This window comes from Chryseobacterium sp. HNCC26DJ240 (genome assembly GCF_057180485.1).
Genome location: NZ_JBXUGK010000004.1, coordinates 82,542 through 106,943 on the forward strand (window position 1 = coordinate 82,542; position 24,402 = coordinate 106,943).

The following is a 24,402-nucleotide window of genomic DNA, read 5'->3' on the forward strand; positions in this document are numbered from 1 at the left end:
AATGATAAGGCTGCAATCATAAATTACATATTTCCTTACAGTCTTTTCTTTTAATCTAATTCAAATAAACAAAAACTTATGAACCGATTTTATTCTGCCCGTGGTAACAGAGCTGCATTATTTTTTGCAATGGTTCTCTTGCCTTCAGGCTTGGTGTACTCACAGGTAAAAAATGATACAATAGCAAATGAAAAGAAGATTGAGGAGGTCGTCGTAATAGGATATGGAACACAGAAAAAAGAGTCCGTTACCGGATCTGTATCTTCTCTTTCGGGAAATGCTTTAAAAGAAGTGCCATCTGCTAATATTACAGATGCATTGGCCGGGCGTCTGCCAGGTGTAGAAATAGGAAGATCGTCCACGAAGCCGGGAGCTGTTCAGCAGATCCGTATCAGGGGTGAGCGTTCACTTACGGGATCCAATGATCCACTGATTGTACTGGATGGAATTCCTTTTGTTGGATCTCTCGGTGACATCAGCCCATCAGATATAAAAAGTTTAGATATCCTGAAAGATGCTTCAGCAACAGCAATCTACGGTTCCAGAGGTGCGAATGGCGTTATATTGATCACCACAAATAGAGGAGCGAAAAATCAAAAAGCAAGATTCTCATATAATGGTTACACTGGTTTTGAAACACTGTTTTCTAAATTTCCTATGATGGATGCCAGTAAATTCATTAAGTTAAGAGCAGATGCGAATATGTTTACCAATTCTGCAGATGAATCAAACAGTGTTAATACAGATTGGCAAGACCAATACTACGGTACAGGAGTAATGATGAATCATGACGTGGGAGTAACAGGTGGTAGCGAGAAGGGAAACTATAATTTTGGTGTAGCCTACTTCCAACAGACCGGAGTTGTGCCTATGCAGGGATACCGAAGACTTTCTCTCAGGGGATCTCTTGATCAGGAATTGGGCAGATTCATTAAAGTTGGTTTTTCCACAAATTCTAATTTTGCAATCACCGATTTCAACGGGCAGGGTGGTGCTCCAACTTTAGCCTATTCACCATTACTCAGTCAATACAATGCAGATGGCAGCCCGAGATTGAGAGGTACATATGCCATTGATCAGGTGGCTATACAGTCAAGAAGCATTCTTGAGAGTCTTGGAGATGCAAATGTGGACCGTACAAATGCATTCAGTTCTTACAATAATTTATATGGAGAATTAAAAATACCTGGAGTTGAAGGGCTTAAGTACAGACTTAACGTTGGTCTTACCTACAGAAATTCCAACAGCGGCGCATACAGGGGAACTGGCATTCTTAATTATAATCCAGCTACTCTTTCTTCGGCCACTATTGGGAATTCTTTAACTACTCAATGGGTTTTGGAAAATTTGCTTACATATGACAGAACTTTCGGAAAACACAAAATTAATGCAACGGCCTTATATTCTGCAGAGCAGACAAGATTTAACAGTTCATCCATCTCTGCTCGTGATATTCCTTTAGACGCGTTCCAATACTTTAATCTGGGACATGCCCAGGGAGAGATTACAATCAACCCTGATAACCAGGGGTACTACAGAAGAGGCCTGATGTCTGCTATGGGTAGGGTACTTTATCAGTACAATAATCGTTATATGCTGACAGCGACTATCCGTACCGATGGTGCATCAGTGCTGGCTAAAGGCCATCAGTGGCATACCTATCCGGCAGTTTCAGCAGGATGGAATATTGGGAATGAAAACTTTCTCAAAGATTCAAAATATATTAATGCGCTTAAATTGAGAGCAGGATATGGACAAACATCTAATCAGGCGGTTAGCCCATACACAACATTCGGCAGTTTAAATACAGTACCTTATAATTTTGGAAGCCAATATGTTATCGGAAGTTATGTAAGCACTGCTCCTAATGCATCTTTGGGGTGGGAATTTTCAAAAACCTTCAATTACGGAGTAGATTTTACAATTCTGAACAGAAGGATCAGTGGTACAGTAGAATATTATATAACTAATACTGAACAACTTTTATTAAGTAAAGGTCTGCCACAGTCCAGCGGATTGGGATCAGTTACAGAAAATGTTGGAAAATCTCAGAATAAAGGTCTGGAAATTTCTCTTAACGGAATTATATTTGACAATCCTGAAGGTTTTAGCTGGGAAGTCGGAGGAAATTTGTTTGCGAACAGAAACAAAATTGTTGAATTGGCTTCGGGAGCTGACAGAAATGAGAATAACCTTTGGTTTGTAGGTCATAATATTAATGCTTTATATGATTACCAGTATGTAGGTTTATGGCAGCAAGGTGATCCTTATTTAAATATTTTGGAACCGGGCGGTAATGTAGGGATGATTAAAGTTCTGTATACTGGCGGTTATAATGCTGATGGAACTCCGACGAGAGCTATCGGTCCGGCTGACAGACAGATTATCGATACCAATCCTGATTTTATGGGTGGTTTCAATACAAGGTTAGCTTATAAAAATATTGATTTGAGTGTGGTTGGAGCATTTCAGAAAGGAGGAGTTCTGATCAGCACATTATATGGTTCAGCTGGTTATCTGAACAGATTATCAGGAAGAGGTAACAATGTTGATGTTGATTACTGGACCCCTGAAAATACAGATGTAAGATATCCGAAACCAGGAGGTGCGATGAGTGGAGACAATCCAAAATACGCATCAACACTGGCCTTATTTGACGGATCTTATGTTAAAATAAGAACCATATCCTTAGGATACAATTTTCCTAAAAGTGCTTTGGAAAATCTGGGTGTGACCAGTCTCCGATTATATACCACAGTGCAGAATCCATTTGTTTTCGGTTCACCTTACTACAGACATTCCGGAATGGATCCTGAGCCGAACTCACGAGGAGACGAAAATCAGTCTGTAACCTCTTATAAAAGGAATCAGCTTGTTATCGGAACAAATAACCCATCTACAAGAAATTATATGATAGGACTTAATTTAACCTTCTAAAGAATTAATCATGAAAAATTTTAATAAAAAATTTATTCCAGTTCTTCTTTTAGCATCCCTGACCTTCAGTACAGGGTGTAACGAAATATTAGACGAACAGCCCAGAGGTATCTATACCCCTGAAGATTTTACTACCGAAAGAGGTGTTACACAAGGGGTAACTTCGCTTTACAGACAATTACGAATGCTATATGGTAACGGTTATTGGCTTAATGCCAATATGACGGGAACTGATGAAGCCACATGGGCACAAAGTGCAGATTCCAATTTCAAAAGTATGGATATGTCCAACAACGGAAATATCGATAGTTCAACATTTCCTACAGGGATGGTATGGGGATCTGCCTTTACTCCGATTAACACCGCTAATGGCATCATTCAGAACGCATCAGGCGCAGGAGTACCAGAATCTTTAGTGTCTGAGGCAAGATTTTTCAGATCTTTTTATTATTTTCTTTTAGTACAAACTTATGGCGGTGTACCGTTAGATTTAGGATCAGGAGAATTGGCCTTTAATATTACTCCAAAAACTTCATCAGTAAGAAATACAGTTTCAGAAGTGTATACAAAGGCAATTTTTCCGGATCTTATCAAGGCGATTGATAATTTACCTGTCAATCCAAGAGTTACCGGTGGAGTTACGAAAAATGTTGCAAGGCTTCAACTTTCTAAGGCGTACTTAACATATGCATGGTGGCTGCAGAACCCTAACAACATCCCAACCTATCCTGAAACTTCTAGAACGGATCCTGACGGGCATAATGCACAGTGGTATTTTCAGAAAGCTTACGACATCGCATTAGAAGGAATAGCGAATCCTGGACCTTATGCCTTACAGCCGACTTATTATAACCTTAATGTCGGTTCAAATGACAGAAATAAAGAATGTATGCTGTACGCAGATCATACTGAAAGCAGTGCATATTATAATGAAGGAGTGATTCAGGCAAGCTATGGTGACGGATGGTCTCCCAATAACTTCGCTTCCTGGATGTTTACCTGGAACTATACCAATGTACGCAGTAGCAGAACCAGCAATACCTGGACTGGTGTAAGTTCTGTACAAAGAGCTGCTGTTCAGGATTTGGGCCGTCCTTGGGTACGGATGGCTCCAACCATTGAAGTAATAAAAAATACATTTGCTGACAAAACAAATGATTCCAGATATGATGGCACTTTTGCCACCACATACCGCGGAAACTGGAACAAGGAAGGTACAGGTCTTACTACAGTTTCAGTACTTTACAACGCAAACAATTTACCTATCAATCCCGGAGATGCAGTATTCTCATTCCTTGATAATGACAGCCAAATCCCTACATACGCAGCAACTGGCGCTGGGCAAAACAATATCGGAGCTGGTGTATTACCTGGCAGAGCAGACTGGGTAATTGCACCAAATGGAATCAACAGAATTGTATATCCAGGAATATGGAAAACCGGGCCTTACCGTACTGATAACGGAAATGGTCTTGGATATCCTAATCCAAGTTTAACAAGACCATTTGTTGCCATTAAATACTCAGAGTTCTATTTCCTTGCCGCTGAAGCTGCCGTTAAAGGCGCAACTGGGTCAATGTCAGCGAGAGATTTGATCAATGTTATCCGTGCAAGAGCGGGTAAATGGGTTTGGAGTGTAAAAGGAAATGCACCGAAAGTGCAGGACAACAGTGCAGCTATGATTGCTGCTACTCCAGCTACAATTGATTTGGATTATATCTTGGCTGAGCGTTCCCGTGAATATTTTGGAGAGGGATACAGATGGTATGACTTGGTTCGTACCCAAACCTGGACTCAAAAATCTACAACATATTCTATAGGTGGAATAAATTACAATAACCATACTCCTGTAACTACGACAAGGAACATTCAGGCTTATCATTATTTGAGACCAATTCCTAGAGGTCAGCTTGATGCAATGGAAGTTTCTGCTGATGTAAAGGCTAAATACCAAAACCCAGGATATAATTAATTCAAAACACTTGTTTAATTTTCTTCATATTAACACCCGAGCAGGTGCAGAAATGTTCCTGCTTTTTTAAAAATGACCAAAAAATGGAAAAAACCTGGAGATGGTTTGGTAAAAAAGACAAAATTAAATTAGAAATGCTCCGCCAGATTGGCGTAGAAGGAATCGTCTCGGCGCTTCACGATATCAAAAATGGTGATGTTTGGCCATTAGAAGCTATCACCGAGTACAAAGAATTTATTGAAAGAGCAGGACTTAGATGGTCTGTCGTAGAAAGCCTTCCTGTGAGTGAAGCTATTAAATATGGCGGCAAAAACAGAGATCAATTGATTGAAAATTACATTGAAAGTTTGGCCAACTTAGGAAAAGCTGGTGTTACAACGGTCTGCTATAATTTTATGCCGGTTCTCGATTGGGCAAGGACTGATCTTTATTTTGAGTGGGAAGATGGTTCTTCATCTCTTTACTTTGATAAAGCCAAATTTGCGTATTTCGAAATTTATATTCTTGAAAGGCAAGGGGCGCAAAAAGATTACAATGATGAGGTATTAGCCAAAGTTGAAGAATTAAAACAGACCATTACCGACGAGGAAAAGAATGATTTAATTGATTCAATTATCGTCAAAACACAGGGTTTTGTGAATGGAAACATCACAGAAGACGACAAGAATCCGGTGGCTATTTTCAAAAATTTACTGGCATTGTATGATGGCATTGATAAAGATCAGCTCCGTCAGAATATGAAATATTTTCTTGGGAAAATAATGCCTGTCTGTGAAGATTGGAATATTCAAATGTGTGTGCATCCGGATGATCCACCATTTTCACTATTAGGCTTGCCAAGAATTGTTACCAATGAAGAAGATATCGACTGGTTCCTGGACGCCGTTGATAATCCTCATAATGGCTTGACTTTCTGCACAGGTTCTCTGAGTGCAGGATTGCAAAACGACGTTCCGAAGTTAGCGCATAAGTATGCTTCCAGAACCAAGTTTGTACATCTCAGAAGCACCAATGTTTTTGAAAATGGAGATTTTATCGAGGCAAATCACCTGGAAGGAAGAGGAAAATTGATAGAAGTTATTCGTGTCTTTGAAAAAGAAAATCCAAGCTTACCAATGCGTGTCGACCACGGCAGACTTTTAACCGATGATATCGATAAGGGTTATAATCCGGGTTATTCATTTTTAGGAAGAATGCTGGCATTAGGTCAAATAGAAGGCGTAATGGCCGCTGTCAATTATAAATAAAATTTAAAAAATGAACGAAATATTCAGCATAAAAGATAAAGTTGCAGTCATCACCGGAGCTTCAGGCGTTCTCGGCGGAAGCCTTGCCAAAAGTTTCATCGAAGCTGGCGCAAAAGTAGTTGCAATCGGCAGAAATCAGCAAACTTTGGACGCACGCGTCAAAGAACTTACAGATTCCGGAGGTGATGCATTTGCCATTGAAGCCAACATTATGAACCTGGAAAGTCTTGAAATAGCTTCTCAAAAAATCCTTGAAAAGTATGGTAGAATAGATATTTTACTAAACATCGCAGGTGGGAACATTCCATCAGCAACGCTTTCTCAGGATCAGTCTTTTTTCGATATGAATATGGCAGGATGGGATGAGGTGACAGATTTGAATATCAACGGAACAGTTTACCCAAGTTTTGTTTTCGGAAAAGCAATGGCGGATCAGGGAAGTGGAAGTATTATCAATATTTCTTCGATGGCAGCTTATTCGGCGATTACCAGAGTAGGAGGTTATGCGGCTGCAAAGTCTGCGATTACCAATTTTACCCAATGGCTGGCGACAGACTTGGCGCTGAAGTTTGGAGACAAAATACGTGTCAATGCCGTTGCTCCGGGTTTTTTCATTGGCGATCAAAACCGTGCAATTCTAATTAATCCCGATGGATCTTTAACAGACCGAAGCAAAAAAGTGATTGCCAAGACACCAATGCAAAGATTTGGCGAAGTGGATGAACTTAATGGAACGGTTCAGTTTCTCTGTTCAGACGCTGCAAGCTTTATTACAGGTGCTTTAATTCCTGTGGATGGCGGTTTCAGTGCATTTAGTGGTGTCTAAAAGAAACTAATAACCAATTTTATATAGTTTGCAAGGCCTTTCATCAGTTGTGGCTATTTAAGGTCTTGTTTTTAAATTTTCTTTTCTCATCGGACTTATCAATTTCTCTTTGATGATTTAATTTTAATTAAAAATTTTGGTCATCCTCAGTCTATCTAAAAATAAAATAACGAAACAGAATCCAATGAATCTCAATTTTAAAATAAATAGAAACATACTGATTGTAGCTGCAGTACTGACAATTTCTCAATTGCCTGCACAGATTTTTTCTGATTTTCAATATAAAGGGAATGATAAGATTTACACAGACAATCCTCTGAAAGATGACGAGTTTTATTCTCCAATTCTTCAAGGCTGTTATCCGGATCCGAGCATTACCAGAAAAGGGAATGATTATTATTTGGTCAATTCTTCATTTTCAATGTTTCCTGGTGTTCCAATATTTCATTCGACAGACTTGGTGAATTGGAAGCAGATTGGTCACGTTCTCGACAGACCTTCGCAACTGAAAGTTGATAAGGCAGGATTTTCAGAAGGAATCTATGCGCCTGATATCAAATACAATAAATACAATGATACTTTCTATATGATCACCACGCAGATTGCAAGTGGTATCGGAAATATGGTCGTGAAAACCAAAGATCCTGCAAAAGGATGGAGCGAGATCCAAAAACTGAATTTTGGAGGTATTGATCCTTCCATATTTTTTGATGATGATGGGAAAGCATATATTGTTCATAACGATGGCCCGCCACCTGGAACTGAACTTTATAATGGTCACCGTGTTATTAAGATCTGGGAATATGACCTCAGCAGGGATCAGGTCGTAGCGGGTTCAGATAAAATCATTGTAAATGGAGGTGTTGACATTAGCCAAAAACCTATTTGGATCGAGGGACCACATTTGTACAAAAAGAACGGGAAATATTTTCTGATGTGCGCCGAAGGCGGAACTGGTGGCAATCATAGCGAAGTTATCTTTATGTCTGATTCTCCGAAAGGACCGTTTGTTCCGGCAGGAAATAACCCGATTCTGACGCAAAGATATTTATCAAAAGACAGGAAAGACAAAGTGGATTGGACCGGGCACGCCGATCTTGTGGAAACACCAGACGGAAAATACTATGGTGTTTTTTTAGGCGTTCGTCCGAATGAAAAAAGCAGGGTGAATACAGGTCGTGAAACTTTTATGCTTCCCGTAGACTGGAGCGGAACCTATCCTGTTATCCAAAACGGATTGGTGCCAATCAAACCAAAATCGAAACTGCCGACCGGAGTCAAAAATGAAATGGGTCACAATGGATTTTTCCCGAATGGAAATTTCACGTTCAAAGATGATCTAAAAAAATCTCCACTCGATTATCGATGGATTTCGATGCGTGGACCTCGTGAAAATTTCATTGCTGCTACCAAAAATGGCATCAAGATTAATCCTAAGGCAACCAATATTAAGGCAAAGGCACCTGCTTCTGTATTATTCCACAGGCAACAGCACGCCTCTTTTGAGACTACTGTTTCTTTAGATTTTAAACCAAAATCAGAAAAAGAATTAGCTGGAATCACTTGCTATCAAAGCGAGAACTCCAATTACGTTTTTGGAATTACTAAAAAAGACAAAGACTTCTACATCGTGTTAGAGCGCACGGAGAAAGGTACATCAACATTAATTAAAAGTGAGAAGATTTCACTTTCTAAAAACATACAACTACAAGTTGTTGCCCAAGGCGACGATTATCAGTTCAATTACTCGCTGGACGGAAAAAACTTTGTAAACCTTGGCGGAAAAGTGTCTGGAGATATTCTTTCAACCGATGTTGCAGGCGGTTTTACAGGAAGTTTGATAGGCCTATATGCTACTTCTAATAACGATATTAAATTGTAAAAAAGATGACTCAATCCATTAATATAAATCATATCAAGTTTTTTTTATTGTTAATTCTACTGACGTTTTTTGGAATTAATGTAAAGGCAACAGAGCCCTTCGTTAAGACTGAAAAAAGTACTGATGCGATTGTGATAAAAGATAGATCAACTAAACTTTCATTATTACTAAATCAGTCGGCTGATAAAGGAATTTTGCGGGCGGTTAATAATCTTCAGGCAGATTTTAAAAAAGTAACGGGCGAAACTCCGAATATTTTAAATCAGATTCCAGCTTCTCAATCACCTTTGATCATCATCGGAACTGTCGGAACGAATTCGATTATTGATGATTTAATTAAACAGAAAAAGCTGAATGAAAAAGATCTGAAAGGCAAAAAAGAAAAATTTATCATTCAGAATATTAAAGATTTTAATGGAATTTCAGAAGTGATTGTAATTGCAGGCAGCGACAAACGTGGAACCATCTATGGCATCTACGAATTTTCTAAACAGATCGGGATTTCTCCCTGGGAATATTGGGCAGATGTTCCGGTAATGAAAAAAGAAAATTTATATTTTAAAAAAGGCATTTACACAGACGGAGAACCGGCTGTAGAATACCGTGGGATTTTTCTGAATGACGAAGAGCCTTCTTTAGGGGGTTGGGCAAGAGCTAGATTCGGAGGTTTCAATTCCAAGTTTTATGAGAAGGTTTTTGAGCTTATTCTCAGACTGAAAGGTAATTATGTATGGCCAGCGATGTGGGGCAGCGCTTTTTATGATGACGATCCTCAAAATGGTGTTTTGGCCAATGAGATGGGAATCGTAATGGGAACGTCACATCACGAGCCTATGGCTCTGGCACAGCAGGATTGGAGGCGGTACATCAAAAAAAATAATCTACCGAACGTGTGGGATTATTCTAAAAATCAAAAAGTTTTGGATGAATTCTGGAAGACCGGAATAGAACGTTCAAAAAATTGGGAAAAGCTAGTTACGGTGGGAATGCGTGGCGATGGCGACGAGGCAATGGGCGAGGGAACAAATATTTCACTTCTTGAAAATATCGTTAAGAATCAAAGAGGTATTATTGGAAAAGTGACTGGTAAAAATGCGAATAAAACGCCACAAGTTTGGGCTTTGTACAAAGAGGTTCAGGAATATTACGACAAAGGAATGCGCGTTCCGGATGATGTGACCCTTTTATTTTGTGATGACAACTGGGGCAATGTGAGAAAGCTTCCAGATCTGTCAAAACCTCTCCACAAAGGCGGTTATGGGATGTATTATCATTTTGATTATGTCGGTGGACCGAGAAATTCAAAGTGGATCAACATCAGTCCGATCCAACGGGTTTGGGAACAGATGAATCTGACCTATGAGCATAAGGTTGATAAGATATGGATCGTGAATGTAGGTGATCTAAAGCCGATGGAATTTCCAATCAGTTTCTTTATGGATATGGCTTGGAATCCAAAGCAGTTCAACGCAGATAATCTTCTGGAATATACAGAGAATTGGGCATCACAACAGTTTGGAACAAAATATTCTAAAGACATTGCAAGGATGATAAACCTGTATGCAAAGTACAACCGCCGGGTCACCGCAGAAACATTGAACAGCAGAACTTACAGTTTGGAAAATTATAATGAATTTGAAACTGTTGTAAATGACTACAGAAAATTATCTCTGGATGCGAACAGGCTTTATAATGAGATCCCGACAGAATCTAGAGACACTTACTTCCAGTTGGTTCTGTATCCTGTTGATGCAATGAGTAATTTGTATGAAATGTATTATGCAGTTGCTCTGAATCAAAAACTAGCGGCAGAAAATAATCCTGAAGCAAACCGCTACGCTGACCTTGTAAAAAAGCATTTTGAGTATGATCAAATTTTATCCACCAAATACAATAGTGAAATATCAGGAGGAAAATGGAAACATATGATGGATCAGACTCATATAGGATATACCAGCTGGCAGCAACCGGATAAAAATATAATGCCGGAAGTCAAATATATCGCTGAAAATACCACATTAAACACTAAAATATTTAGAGAAAAAGATGGTTACGTTTCCATTGAAGCAGAGAATTTCTCACGCAAAAATAATTCTGATAAAATAGAGTGGAAGGTGATTCCGGATTTTGGAAAAACACTGTCGGGAGTGACCACATTTCCACAAAATATCTCTCCCAAGGAAAATGAAAATATCTCTTTGGAATATGATATCGATTTTACTTCTACAGGAACTTTTGAAGTTCAGCTTTTGTTAGCACCGACCTTGAATTTTAATTCTAATAAAGGACTTCGATATAAAATTTCTTTTGACGGAGAAGAACCACAGATTGTCAATTTCAACGGACATTATAAAGGGGAATTGGGTCAGTGGCAGTCAGAACATATTATCAAATCGAAAACAAAACATACCGTTTTGAATCCAGGAAAGCACACGATGAAATTCCGTATCCTGGAACCCGGAATTGTTCTGGAAAAAATACTGATTGATACAGGAGGCTTGAAACCAAGCTATCTTGGGGCTCCTCAGAGTAGCCACTAGTTTTTATTTCTTAGGTGAAAATTGAATTATTTTATATACAAGTACTATTCATACAAGTTATTTCTAACATCATTTAAACGTAATATTATGGAAAAAATATTCAGGTTGATACTTGTCTTTGTGACAGGTATCGCACTCTCTACGCATCTGAGTGCACAAGCACTTAGTGCCAAGGTTAAGATCAATAAGAATATCACATATCAAAAAGTCACAGGATTCGGAGGTTTTGTATGCAGTCCACAATTTGCATACAACCATATGAGTACTTCAGAGATTCAAAATTTATGGGGAACAAGCAGTGAAGGCGGATATAACATTATGCGTCTTTATATTCCGGATCAGAGTAGTAATTGGGGAAATGTTTTAGCAACAGCACAGTTGGCTGAATCGATGGGGCTTACGATTTTTGCAACACCTTGGACTATGCCTGCTGCCTGGAAAACAAACAACCATGTTAATGCTGTGTATGTGGATGGAAATGGTGTTCAGCAGATAGGTTATCTTAAGCCGGAACATTATCAGGATTACGCATTATATCTGAATAGCTTTGTTACATACATGCAAAACAATGGGGTTACCTTGGATTATATATCCATACAAAATGAGCCTGACGAAATGGCTCAATATCAGGGCTGTATCTGGACACCTGCACAAATTGCTACTTTTGTAAAAGATTATGGCCACCTGATCAATTGTAATGTGATTGCTCCTGAAAGTGTAGGTCTTACCAATAATTTTGCTAACGCATTTCTAGATCCGGCTGTAATGGCCAACTTTGAGGTTTATGGAGCTCATCAATACGGCGCAATACAAACCTCATATAAACAGTTTCAAAATTTTAATAAAGAAATCTGGCAGACAGAATATCTGATCAATTGGAACTCACCAACAACTCAGACTCCAAGAAATTTCATCTGGAACACTGACGCTTTTACCTTTGCCAAAAGCATTAATAATGCGATGCTGGGCAATGTTAATGCCTGGATCCACTATTCTGCCAAAAGATTTTATGGTCTTTTGGGGGATGGAACCTACGGTACTGTCAACGGAGAGATGACTAAAAGAGGATATATTCTTTCTCAATACGCAAAAAATACTACAGGGAAAACAAGAATCGACACACAGTGGGAAGTGGCAAATAATACGTTGGAGGGGTCATCATATATTTCCTTGAATGGTAACCAGGTTACTCTTGTAGTGATCAATTCATCAGCTAATTCCTATAATCTGAAAGTCGACCTGCCATTCTATACAACGTCAGCTACGCAGATTCTGACATCGCAAACTGTGAATTCATCAACTACACCGGTTGTGTATAATTCAGCGACTTTCAGACCTACCGTACAAATAAGTCCGTCAAGTGTTATGACTTTTACATTTAACAAAAGTGCGGACAGACCAGTTTCTCTGATGACTGGTGGAGATATCCATTATAATAAAATTGATAATCAGATTCCTACAAACACGTCATTTGGAACAAATTATCAATTAAGTAATCAAACCGTTACATTTTATAATTCAACACCGTTAATCAGTACCAACACAACAGCCTCCAATGGATACCTGAATCTTGATGACCGATATAACAAACTAATTCTCAACGTAAAGAGTTACACCACCACGTCATCACAAACCGCAGCGAATACAACGCTGTATTATGTTGATGCTCTTGGAGTGGTAAAATCATATAATTATGGCACGATAACCCTGCCTACTCCAGGTTCCGGAAGTTTTAATTTGGTTTTTGATATTTCCAGATCCGTTCTGACTACCGGCTGTAAGGGTATAATAGGTTTACGTAACGGAAACTTCAGTTCAGTATTAACATTAACCCTGGGAGATGTTTATTTTAATGTAGGAAGCGAAAATGCATCCAAATTTGCAGCTGCATATTCTGTAACAGACAGTAATCTTATTGATGCTCTGGAAAATGAATATTACACATCGATAGATTTCAAAAATGTTTCCGGAATAACATCGGCTGACAGCTGGATATCCGGTTCAGCAAATCTTAATAACTTATTTTATGTTAATGCAAATGTTACTAATAATAACACTAATGTTATTTCCGGTTCTGCTGCAGAAAATATAATACTTTCAGATCAGGGAAAGGATTTTCAGGTTCCATTTGCTTTCAGTGCCAATTCAATAGCATACACCAGAAATTTCAATGGCTATGGTATAGTTTTGTTGCCATTTCAGGCAAATATTCCGGCAGGCGTTACTGTTTATAGCTTAAATCCAAACTCAGCAAATGTTTCAGCTTCACAGATTTCAGGTGGTACAATACCTGCCAATACACCTGTGTTAGTCAATGCAACTGGTACGGTAACTTTTACTGGTTCAGGAGCTGTTTCCACTCCGAAAGCACTTACTGTGAACCAGATCAATGGTGTATATCAAAGTATCAAAGTACCTGCCGGAGGATACATTCTGAAAACTGAAAATGGAATTACGGGATTTTACAGGATTACGGCTGGAAATGAGCCGGTGATCAGTTCTTTCCAGGGATATTTAACTGAAGAAAATAATTACACGGCAGCTGTTCTTCCATTTAACTTTGCAACTCTAGGAAACAATGAAGCATTAATGAATAATGATGAAATCACACTTTATCCTAACCCTGCCAAAAATGAAATTTTTGTGGAGTGGAATTATGAAAATTCAGTCTATACTCTTGTTGATGCAAAAGGCAGTAATATTTTTTACAATGTAAAACTGAATAGAGGTAAAAATAGAATTGATTTATCTGCGCTTCCGGCCGGGATCTATTTTATAGAGATATCAAACAGCGGAAAGAAAATAAAAAGAAAATTTATAAAACTGCAGCAACTATAAAATAACAGCTTTAGGGTCATCAGCCAGGCTGATGACCTTCTGCAATTTTTCCATTAATCTAAGTCTTAAAAAAAAAGTTTTTGCTGACTTGTAAATAATTCTAATTTGATATTAATATGACCAATGTACAATCAGTAGGAGAAAATGTTAGACAGCAGAGTAATATTATTACAAAGCATATCCTTACCAACAGAAATGGAATGATGATAGAAGTAATTAATCTCGGAGGAATTATTACTTCACTCACCGCTCCTGATAAAAATGGAATTTATAAAGATGTAGTTTTAGGCTATACAGATACTGAAAAGTACATCTATCACAATCATTATTTTTTTGGTGCTATTATCGGCCGTTATGCCAACAGAATCTCAAATTCAAAATTTGTTCTTGAAGGAAAAACATTTGAATTGAATGCCAATAATGGGAGAAACAGCATTCACGGTGGTAAAGAAGGATTTCACACAAAGTTCTGGCAGGTGGAAACTATATGTAATACTCAAAATTCTACTTTAAAACTAACTTATGTTAGCACTGCAGGTGAAGAAGGTTTTCCAGGGACTTTAACAACATCAGTTTTATATACTTTAACTGATGATGATGGTCTGGAAATCTCTTATGAGGCTGAAACAGATCAAATAACGGTTATCAATCTTACACAACATACTTATTTCAACCTGTCAGGGAATTTTAATGAGGTGATTACAGATCATGAATTACAGATAAATGCCAGCGAAGTTTTGGAAATTGATCAAAATATGATTCCAACAGGTAGGAAATACCACGTAAAAGATACGCCATTTGATTTCACAGTGTCAAAAACTATTGGTAAAGATATAGACTCTGAAAATAAACAGTTAAGTAGAGGGAATGGTTATGATCATAATTGGATTTTAGACGGTGAAGGGCTTCGGTCTGTCGCAAAAGTTTATGAACCAAAAACGGGACGGCTTATGGAGGTTTTTACTGATCAACCGGGAATACAGTTCTATTCTGGAAATCATCTCGATGGAAAATTTACTAACAAAACGGGAGGTAAAAATGAGCCTAGAACAGGTTTTTGTCTGGAAACACAGCATTTTCCCGATTCTCCCAATCAAGCATCTTTTCCCTCAACCGTGCTGAAACCGGGAATGAAATATCGTACCAAAACCATTTATAAATTTTCAATAAGTACGTAGATTTCGAAAAATTAGCAATTACTTTATTCAACAGATGGTTGACTGTATTTTATAATGGAGGAAAATTAGCTTTTTGTGAGGGTTTTCTGTAATATTTTATAGTGAAAATTGATGATTTTTTGTGAATATAATATTAAATATTGATGAACAGAATGTTAAAATAATGTTAAAATTACAGCGAAATAATGAGTGTGTAAATAGCGCAAATTTTTAAAAGGATATTCTCAAAAATACGATAAGTCTGTTTTAATATTTCTCGATAGATCCACTATTAGATTTGAAACAATTTGCATTTAGATAATTTCGGTTTATTCCGCTGATTTGTTAGTGATTGCATAATCTTCTTATTTATGATAAGCTAGTATTTTTTTCACATTTTAGAAAAAAAATTTCGGACGTTTTTTACAAGATATTTTTTTATCATCGGCAAAAATGTTTTGTATATAGATAGATTCAGTTATTTTTAAAAACAATAGATATATGAAAATCGACTTCGATAAAAATATGGTCATGAAATTAAAAATCTTTGTCTTTTTTGCCTCAATAATTCTAGGCGGAAATTTATTGTCTGCTAAGGTGAAACTTCCTGCTTTAGTATCTGATGGAATGGTTTTGCAGAGAGATCAGAAAATTACAATTTGGGGAAAAGCTGATGCTGAGGAAAAGATTATTGTGACATTCCTTAATAAAAGATATACGGCTGTAACAGATGACAATGGCGATTGGAAAATCAATTTACCAAAGATAAAATCTGGCGGTCCTTATGTTATGACCATCAATGAAATTACTTTGAAGGATATTATGATCGGCGACGTCTGGCTGGCTTCGGGACAATCGAATATGGAGCTTCCGATGCGCAGAGTGAAACCGCTTTATGGAGAGGAAATTAAGAATGCCAATAATCCACACATCAGATTTTTTACCGTTCCTCAAAAGTATAATTTTAAATCTCCGCAGACTGATTTTGCAAGTGGAAAATGGGAAACAACCAATCAGGAGACAATCGTCAATTTTTCGGCTGTTGCTTATTTTTTCGCTAAAGAATTAAATCAAAAAAACAATGTGGCCATTGGAATTATCAACGCAAGTTTGGGAGGTTCCCCAATTCAGGCTTGGATGGAAGAAAAAAGCCTGAAAAAATATCCCGAATATCTGAAAGAAGCGGAAAAGTGGAAAAATGACGAATTGATAAAAGCAACAGAATCTAATGATCAGAAATTGAGTAAAGAATGGTATGCAAAACTGGATCAGACAGACATTGGATTATCAAATAACTGGAAATATTTTTCATTAAATGATTCTGACTGGAAAACAATGAATGTTCCAGGTTCTTGGGAAGATAAAGAAGGTGCTTTTGATGGTTCGGTTTGGCTAAGAAAGGAAATTGATTTAACGAAAAATCAGTCTGATCGATCGGCTTTTTTAAACCTTGGAAGAATTAAAGATGCTGACGAAACCTACATCAACGGTGTAAAAGTAGGTAATGTCACGTATGAATATCCGCCAAGATGGTATGACGTTCCAAAAGGAATTTTGAAGGAAGGTAAAAATGTCATCTCAGTAAGAATCACGAATGGTGGTGGAAGAGGCGAATTAATCGGAGATAAACCGTATTACCTTGAAATCGATGGACAAAAAATAGATCTGACAGGAGTTTGGAAATATAAGATTGGAGCTAAAATGGAAAAAGTGGCGCCTGGACAGACCTTTATCCGCTGGAAACCAACAGGATTGTATAACGCAATGATCAACCCTTTGATCAACTATAAAATCAAAGGTTTTGTCTGGTACCAAGGAGAAAGTAACACTGGAAAACCTCAGGAATATGGTAATCTGCTATCTACATTGATCACAGACTGGCGGACTAAATGGGGAAGTGATCCTCTACCTTTCATTGTGGTGCAGCTTGCCAATTTTATGGAAGTTAAAGATCAACCCGTCGAAAGCAAATGGGCTGAGCTGAGAGACCAACAGAGAAAAGTTTCTTTAAATGTTCCCAATACTGCATTGGCAGTAACTATTGATGTGGGAGAATGGAATGACATTCATCCTCTTAATAAAAAAGCAGTTGGAGAACGATTGGCTTTACAGGCATTGAGGTTTGAAGACAAAAAGATTGTTGCAGACGGACCTGTTTATGAATCGATGAAAATTGATGGAAACAAAATCGTTCTTTCATTCAAAAAAGGAACAGATGATTTTGACCCTGTTTCAGATTTAAAAGGTTTCGCGATAAAGGATAAAACAGGAATTTACAAATGGGCAAATGCTAAAATTGAAAGCAAAAAAATCATTGTTTGGAATGACGAACTAAAAGAGCCGATTTCCGTGAGATACGATTGGGCAGATAATCCGGAAGGAAATCTCAGAAATAAAACAAATCTTCCTGCATCGCCTTTCACAACAGAATAAAAATTTAATTTAATAGAATTATAATCTCAAAATGGACAATAATACACAGAAAATATCAGTAATTGAAAAAGTTGGTTACAGTCTCGGCGATTTGGCTGCCAATCTGGTTTTCCAGACTTTGGTCACTTACTTAGCTTACTTCTACACTGATATCTACGGATTGAAGGCAGAGGATGCTTCTATTATCACGCTTGTCGTCGGATTAATTGCAGGATTTATTTTCAATCCATTATTAGGCGCATTGGCAGACCGTACAAGAAGCAAGTGGGGAAAATTCCGCCCGTGGATTTTATTTACAGCAATACCCTTAGGCGTAGCTGCTCTGCTGGCATTCAGCACACCTGATTTTTCTTACAGTGGTAAAATGATCTACGCAGCAATCACATATTCAATATTATTGTTATTGTATGCTGCTAATAATTTACCATACGCTGCTTTGAGTGGCGTTATCACCGGAGATATGGGCGAGAGAAACAGTATTTCTTCCTACCGGTTTGTGGCAGTAATGTTTGCTCAGTTTTTTGTTCAGGTATTTATGCTTCCTATCATATTATCTGCTGGAGATGGTAATAAGGCAGTCGGAATTGAGATTGTAATGACTTGGCTGGCGATTATCGGAACAGTTATGTTGCTCATCACTTTTTTCACGACCAAAGAAAGGGTCATCCCAAAACCGGAGCAGGAATCTTCTTTAGGTGCAGACTTAAAAGATTTGAAAAAAAATAAACCGTGGATAATTATGCTGATTGTTACGGCTTTGATTTTCATTACACTGGCGATGAAAGGCGGCTCTTACGTTTACTATTTTAATAATTATGTTGATGAGACAGCACTGAAAAGCTTTATTTCACCCATCACCAATTTCTTTAATTCAATAGGAATGAATTTCTTTGGTGAAGACCCGCGTTCTGCAGGTTTCGGGCTCTTCAATGCAGGTGGGATTATTATGATGATTATCGGTATTACATTTTCAAAGAGATTTGCTGATAAATATGGTAAAAGAGATGCTTTCATTGCATCGTTATTTATTTCAACTTTATTTATAGTGGCATTTATTTTTTATCCGCCAAAATCTGTTGGAATGATGTTTCTCTCGCAAATCATACACGGGTTCTTTTATGGTATCGGTACTCCTTTGCTTTGGGCAATGATTGCAGATGTTGCCGACTTTTCTGAATGGAAAAACAACCGAAGAGCCACAGCCATCATCTTTTCTGCAATGATGGTAGGTTTAAAAGTAGGATTAAGTATAGGAAGTTCTCTTGTTGCATTAATCATAGGAAAGTACGGCTACATTTCGACAGAAGGTGCCGTGAATGTCATTCAGCCGGAAAGCGTTTCAGCCGGTGCCAAAATGCTGGTCAGTATATTCCCGTCCATTCCATTTTTTATAGCTTGTGGATTGCTTTTCTTCTATGAGATTACCAAGAAAAAGGAAATTGAGATTGAAAGAGATTTGAACGAAAGACGAAAAATAAAAGGATAACGATGAAAAAGATTATTACATTATTAAGCATAATGGCGCTTACAGTGTCGTGTAAAACAGCCAATTCAGGAACTTCGAATGTTACAGCTTTAAAAGAAGCTTTTAAAAACAAATTCTATGTTGGAACTGCAGTAAGCCTTCCTCAAATTCACGGAACAGATACAAAATCTGTGGAAATCATCAAAAAACAGTTCAGTTCGATTGTTGCAGAAAACTGTATGAAATCAATGTATATACAGCCTAAAGAGGGTCAGTTCTTTTTTGATGATGCCGATAGGTTTGTAGCATTCGGAGAAAAGAACAATATGTTTATCATAGGGCATACTTTAGTGTGGCATTCTCAACTTCCGGCTTGGTTTTTCGTTGATAGGAATGGAAAAGATGTTTCTGCAGAAGTTCTGAAGCAAAGAATGAAAAGCCACATCAGTACTTTTGTTTCCCGATATAAAGGGAGAGTGAAAGGCTGGGATGTTGTCAATGAGGCTATAATGGAAGACGGTTCGTATCGAAAATCAAAGTTCTACGAAATTCTTGGTGAAGAATTTATTCCGTTGGCTTTCCAATATGCTCACGAAGCAGACCCGAATGCAGAACTTTATTACAATGATTATAATGAATGGTATCCCGGAAAAATAGCGACCGTTGTAAAAATGGTGAAAAATTTAAAATCGAGAGGAATCAGAATTGATGGTGTAGGAATGCAGGCTCACGTAGGAATGGATGGGCCATCTATGGCAGAATATGAAAACGCTATTGTCAAATATGGTGAGGCAGGCGTCAAAGTAAATATCACAGAACTGGACATCAGCGCTATTCCTTCTCCAAAAGGTCAGTCGGGAGCCAATGTTGCTGATACTTACGAATACAACAAGGCTATAAATCCTTACACGGAAGGTCTTCCAAAAGAAGTGGAAGAAAAATGGGAAAAGCGATATCTTGATTTCTTTTCATTGTTTTTGAAGCATCAGGACAAAATACGTCGTGTGACTTTATGGGGTGTGACCGATGCTCAATCCTGGAAAAATGATTTTCCTGTGAAGGGCAGAACCGACTATACTTTACTGTTTGACCGAAAGTTTCAGGCAAAACCTGTTGTTGAAAAAATATTTAAACTAGCTGAGAAAAAGTAAAACTCTAATACCTAATTTCTAAAATCTAACATCTCAATAAAATGAACAAAGCAAAATACCTTTTCCCGAAAGATTATATGGCAGACCCATCTGTTCACGTTTTCGAAGGCAAAATCTATATTTATCCATCCCACGACAGAGAAAGTGGAATAGAAGAGAATGACAATGGCGACCATTTCGATATGAATGATTATCACGTTTTCTCTTTGGATGATGTAGAAAATGGGGAAGTAACAGACCACGGCGTTGTCCTTTCTGTAAAAGATATTCCTTGGGCTGGTCGCCAGTTGTGGGATTGCGATGTGGCGCACAAAGACGGCAAATATTATATGTATTATCCTTTGAAAGATAAAAATGATATTTTCAAAATTGGCGTTGCTATAAGCGATAAACCTTCTGGACCTTTCATTCCTGAAAAACATCCGATGTTGGGAAGTTACAGCATCGACCCTTGTATTTTCGAGGATGAAGGCAAACATTATATGTATTTCGGAGGAATCTGGGGCGGACAATTGCAACGTTACAGAAATAACAAAGCTCTGGAATCTGCATTATTACCAAACGAAGATGAACCGGCAATTCCGTCAAAAGTAGCTCTGTTGAGTGATGATATGCTGGAGTTTGCCGAAGAGCCAAAAGACTTATTGATTTTGGATAAAAACGGCGACGAGTTATTGCACGGGAATCCTCACAGATTCTTCGAAGCATCTTGGATGCACAAATACAACGGCAAATATTATTTCTCATATTCTACCGGAGATTCTCATCTTTTGTGTTATGCGATTGGGGATAATCCTTATGGACCGTTCACTTATCAAGGTGTGATTTTAACGCCGGTTGTTGGTTGGACCACTCATCAGAGTATTGCGGAATTCAAAGGGAAATGGTATTTGTTCTTCCACGATTCAGTTCCGAGTGAAGGCAAAACTTGGCTCAGAAGTATGAAAGTCGTAGAATTAGAATACAACGAAGACGGAACTTTCAAAACCATCGAAGGTTTAGACTAAATTAAATCATTTCCTCAGAACCCGAAGGGTTCAACAAAAGTAGCCGTAGGTGAAACCTATGGTAATGGAATGAAACAAACCACAGAACCTGAAGGGCTCAATATTAGTAGCCGTAGGTGAAACCTATGGGAAACATTATGGAAACCAACAACGAACCCGGCAGGGTTCAATATATAACCGAAAACGAACTCGCGGACAAAAACCTTTTCAAATGCAATATTTCAAAGCTTACATATTAATGTTTTTATTAATTCCATTCTCACTCTTCGCTGAAGACGGAAGCAAATTATGGCTTCGTTTCCCGAATGTCAAAAACGGAATTTCTGCAGATAAAATCATTTCAAAAGGAAACAATCCAACCATCGAAATTGCTAAAAATGAATTAACCAATTTCTGGCAGGGACAGGCTGTGGAATTAAGAACTGATAAAGCTTTGAAGAACCTGAAAGATGGTTATACCATCAAATCATCATCACACAAAATCAGCATTTCATCTAGCAAAGAAATTGGTTTGCTGTACGGTGTTTATCACATTTTGAGACTTCAACAAACCAAATCCAATATCAGCAATTTGAACATCACAGAAAAACCTTCTTACGATGTCAGAATTCTGAATCATTGGGATAATCTGGACGGAACAATTGAGCGCGGCTATGCAGGACATTCTCTTTGGAAATGGGAAGATTTACCTAATAAAATTTCGCCCCGTTACAAAGAATATGCAAGAGCTAATGCATCAATCGGAATTAATTCTGTGGTTTTAAATAATGTCAATGCGTCTCCAAATATCCTTAGAAAAGATTATCTGGAGAAAGTGAAAATCTTAGCTGATATTTTCAGACCTTATGGAATTAAAGTTTATTTATCGGTTAATTTCTCTTCACCAAAAGTTTTGGATGGAATTGAAAATTCTGACCCACTGAATAAAAATGTACAAAACTGGTGGAAAGGAAAAGCGTCTGAAATCTATAAACTGATTCCTGACTTTGGAGGTTTTTTGGTTAAAGCCAATTCCGAAGGTCAGCCTGGTCCGCAAGATTACGGAAGAACCCACGCAGACGGCGCGAATATGATGGCAGATGCATTAAAACCTTTTGGCGGAATAATTATGTGGCGTGCTTTTGTTTACAGTCCAAGTAAAGAAGACCGAGCAAAACAAGCTTATTTGGAATTTGTTCCGTTGGATGGGAAATTTCGTGATAATGTGATTATTCAAATCAAAAATGGACCGATAGATTTCCAGCCAAGAGAAGCTTTCAATCCGTTATTTGGAGCTTTGAAAAAAACGCCGGAAATGGTGGAATTTCAAATCACACAGGAATATCTTGGATTTTCGAATCATTTGGTTTATTTGGCGCCGTTGTTCAAGGAAAATCTGGACAGTGATACTTATTCTTTTGGTAAAGGTTCTACGATTGCAAAAATAACAGATGGAACTTTGATGAAAAATAAAATCACTGCGATTTCTGCTGTAGCCAATATTGGCGAAGACACAAATTGGACAGGTCATCACTTTGCACAAGCCAATTGGTATGCTTTCGGACGCCTGGCTTGGAACCACGATTTGTCTTCGGAACAGATTGCAGATGAATGGATTAAAATGACTTTTACAGATAATCAGGATTTTGTAAAACCTGTAAAAGAAATAATGTTGTCTTCCCGCGAAACGGCTGTGGATTATATGATGCCTCTGGGACTTCATCACATTTTTGCTTCAGGACATCATTACGGACCAGAACCTTGGGGCGATTACAAAGGTGGAAGACCCGATTGGTCGCCTGTTTACTATCACAAAGCTGATGTAAATGGAGTAGGATTTGACAGAACTAAGACGGGAAGTAATGCGGTTTCTCTATATTTTCCACCACTCAATGAAACTTACGAGAATATCAAAACTACTCCTGAAAATCTAATTCTTTGGTTCCATCACGTTCCTTGGAACTACAAAATGAAAGATGGAAAAACGCTTTGGGAAGAACTTTGTTTTAAATACGATATTGGTGTGATAAATGTCCGTAACTATCAAAAAACTTGGGACAGATTACAAACTTTTGCTGATGAAGAGAGATTCAAATCCGTTCAAGCGAAATTAAAAATTCAGGAAAAAGATGCAGTTTGGTGGAAAGATGCCTGTCTGCTTTATTTTCAGACTTTTTCGAAACAGCCAATCCCAAGTGATATTGAAAAACCAGTTCATCAATTGGAAGATTTGAAGAAAATCAAACTCAATATGGGACATCACAATTAATTCAAAATCAAAGAAAATTAATAAAACTTAAAAACTTAAATTATAATGAAATTTTTTATCGACACAGCCAACTTAGAGCAAATAAGAGAAGCGAATGACTTAGGAATTCTTGATGGTGTAACAACCAATCCGTCATTGATGGCGAAAGAAGGCATCAGCGGAAACGAAGCAATTCTTAAACATTACAAAGATATTTGCGATATTGTAGATGGCGATATCTCGGCAGAAGTGCTTTCTACGACTTACGAAGAAATGATTGCAGAAGGTGATATTCTTGCCGCAATTCATCCAAACATCGTGGTGAAAATCCCAATGATAAAAGACGGCGTAAAAGCTTTAAAATACTTTTGCAACAAAGGAATTAAAACCAATTGTACGTTGATTTTCTCAGCAGGGCAAGCGCTATTGGCGGCCAAAGCCGGAGCAAGTTATGTTTCCCCTTTTCTTGGAAGACTGGATGATATCTCGACAGACAGTTTAAATCTAATTGAAGAAATCCGCCTGATTTTTGATAATTATGGTTACGAAACCGAAATTTTGGCGGCATCGGTGAGACACAGTATGCACATTATCAATTGTGCAAAAATCGGAGCTGATGTTGTGACTTGTCCTATCCAACCGATTTTATCTTTACTAAAACATCCTTTGACAGATAGCGGATTGGAGCAGTTCATCAAAGATTCACAAAAAATGCAATAA

Annotated in this window: 14 protein-coding genes; all 14 read left to right on the forward strand. The window is 37.9% G+C overall.

Going from position 1 to position 24,402, the window contains the following annotated elements; all coding sequences use genetic code 11:
- The first annotated feature begins 78 nt into the window (after window positions 1-78).
- The 14 genes from AC2A1G_RS08930 to fsa all read left to right on the forward strand — a co-directional run bounded on the left by AC2A1G_RS08930 (window position 79) and on the right by fsa (window position 24,402).
- Complete coding sequence (locus tag AC2A1G_RS08930) at window positions 79-2,937, forward strand: SusC/RagA family TonB-linked outer membrane protein (protein WP_484046573.1); 2,859 nt, start codon at window positions 79-81, stop codon at window positions 2,935-2,937.
- Window positions 2,938-2,947: 10 nt separating this feature from the next.
- Window positions 2,948-4,909 carry a RagB/SusD family nutrient uptake outer membrane protein gene (locus AC2A1G_RS08935; RefSeq protein WP_484046574.1) on the forward strand — a complete coding sequence of 654 codons (1,962 nt, stop codon included), beginning with the start codon at window positions 2,948-2,950 and terminating at the stop codon, window positions 4,907-4,909.
- An 83-nt stretch (window positions 4,910-4,992) separates the two neighbouring features.
- Entirely contained in the window at window positions 4,993-6,156 is a 1,164-nt protein-coding gene (uxuA, locus tag AC2A1G_RS08940) for a mannonate dehydratase (RefSeq protein ID WP_484046575.1), read from the forward strand.
- 10 nt (window positions 6,157-6,166) lie between these two features.
- The gene (locus tag AC2A1G_RS08945; RefSeq protein WP_484046576.1) at window positions 6,167-6,982 is read left to right on the forward strand and encodes an SDR family oxidoreductase; all 816 of its coding nucleotides are present in this window, start codon (window positions 6,167-6,169) and stop codon (window positions 6,980-6,982) included.
- 184 nt (window positions 6,983-7,166) lie between these two features.
- A complete protein-coding gene (locus AC2A1G_RS08950; protein WP_484046577.1) occupies window positions 7,167-8,864 on the forward strand; it encodes a glycoside hydrolase family 43 protein in 1,698 nt (565 codons plus the stop codon).
- Between the two features lie 131 nt (window positions 8,865-8,995).
- Window positions 8,996-11,404 carry a glycosyl hydrolase 115 family protein gene (locus tag AC2A1G_RS08955; protein ID WP_484046578.1) on the forward strand — a complete coding sequence of 803 codons (2,409 nt, stop codon included), beginning with the start codon at window positions 8,996-8,998 and terminating at the stop codon, window positions 11,402-11,404.
- Between the two features lie 87 nt (window positions 11,405-11,491).
- Entirely contained in the window at window positions 11,492-14,242 is a 2,751-nt protein-coding gene (locus tag AC2A1G_RS08960; protein ID WP_484046579.1) for a T9SS type A sorting domain-containing protein, read from the forward strand.
- A 116-nt stretch (window positions 14,243-14,358) separates the two neighbouring features.
- Window positions 14,359-15,420 (forward strand): aldose epimerase family protein, encoded by a 1,062-nt coding sequence (locus AC2A1G_RS08965; protein ID WP_484046580.1) that lies wholly within the window; start codon window positions 14,359-14,361, stop codon window positions 15,418-15,420.
- 480 nt (window positions 15,421-15,900) lie between these two features.
- Complete coding sequence (locus AC2A1G_RS08970) at window positions 15,901-17,832, forward strand: sialate O-acetylesterase (RefSeq protein ID WP_484046581.1); 1,932 nt, start codon at window positions 15,901-15,903, stop codon at window positions 17,830-17,832.
- Between the two features lie 31 nt (window positions 17,833-17,863).
- Window positions 17,864-19,318 carry an MFS transporter gene (locus tag AC2A1G_RS08975; RefSeq protein WP_484046582.1) on the forward strand — a complete coding sequence of 485 codons (1,455 nt, stop codon included), beginning with the start codon at window positions 17,864-17,866 and terminating at the stop codon, window positions 19,316-19,318.
- A 2-nt stretch (window positions 19,319-19,320) separates the two neighbouring features.
- Window positions 19,321-20,448 carry an endo-1,4-beta-xylanase gene (locus AC2A1G_RS08980; protein WP_484046583.1) on the forward strand — a complete coding sequence of 376 codons (1,128 nt, stop codon included), beginning with the start codon at window positions 19,321-19,323 and terminating at the stop codon, window positions 20,446-20,448.
- A 41-nt stretch (window positions 20,449-20,489) separates the two neighbouring features.
- The gene (locus AC2A1G_RS08985) at window positions 20,490-21,455 is read left to right on the forward strand and encodes a glycoside hydrolase family 43 protein (RefSeq protein ID WP_484046584.1); all 966 of its coding nucleotides are present in this window, start codon (window positions 20,490-20,492) and stop codon (window positions 21,453-21,455) included.
- A gap of 211 nt (window positions 21,456-21,666) precedes the next feature.
- Window positions 21,667-23,703 (forward strand): alpha-glucuronidase, encoded by a 2,037-nt coding sequence (locus AC2A1G_RS08990; protein WP_484046585.1) that lies wholly within the window; start codon window positions 21,667-21,669, stop codon window positions 23,701-23,703.
- Window positions 23,704-23,748: 45 nt separating this feature from the next.
- Window positions 23,749-24,402: a fructose-6-phosphate aldolase gene (fsa, locus tag AC2A1G_RS08995; protein WP_484046586.1), complete on the forward strand. Its 654-nt coding sequence runs from the start codon at window positions 23,749-23,751 to the stop codon at window positions 24,400-24,402.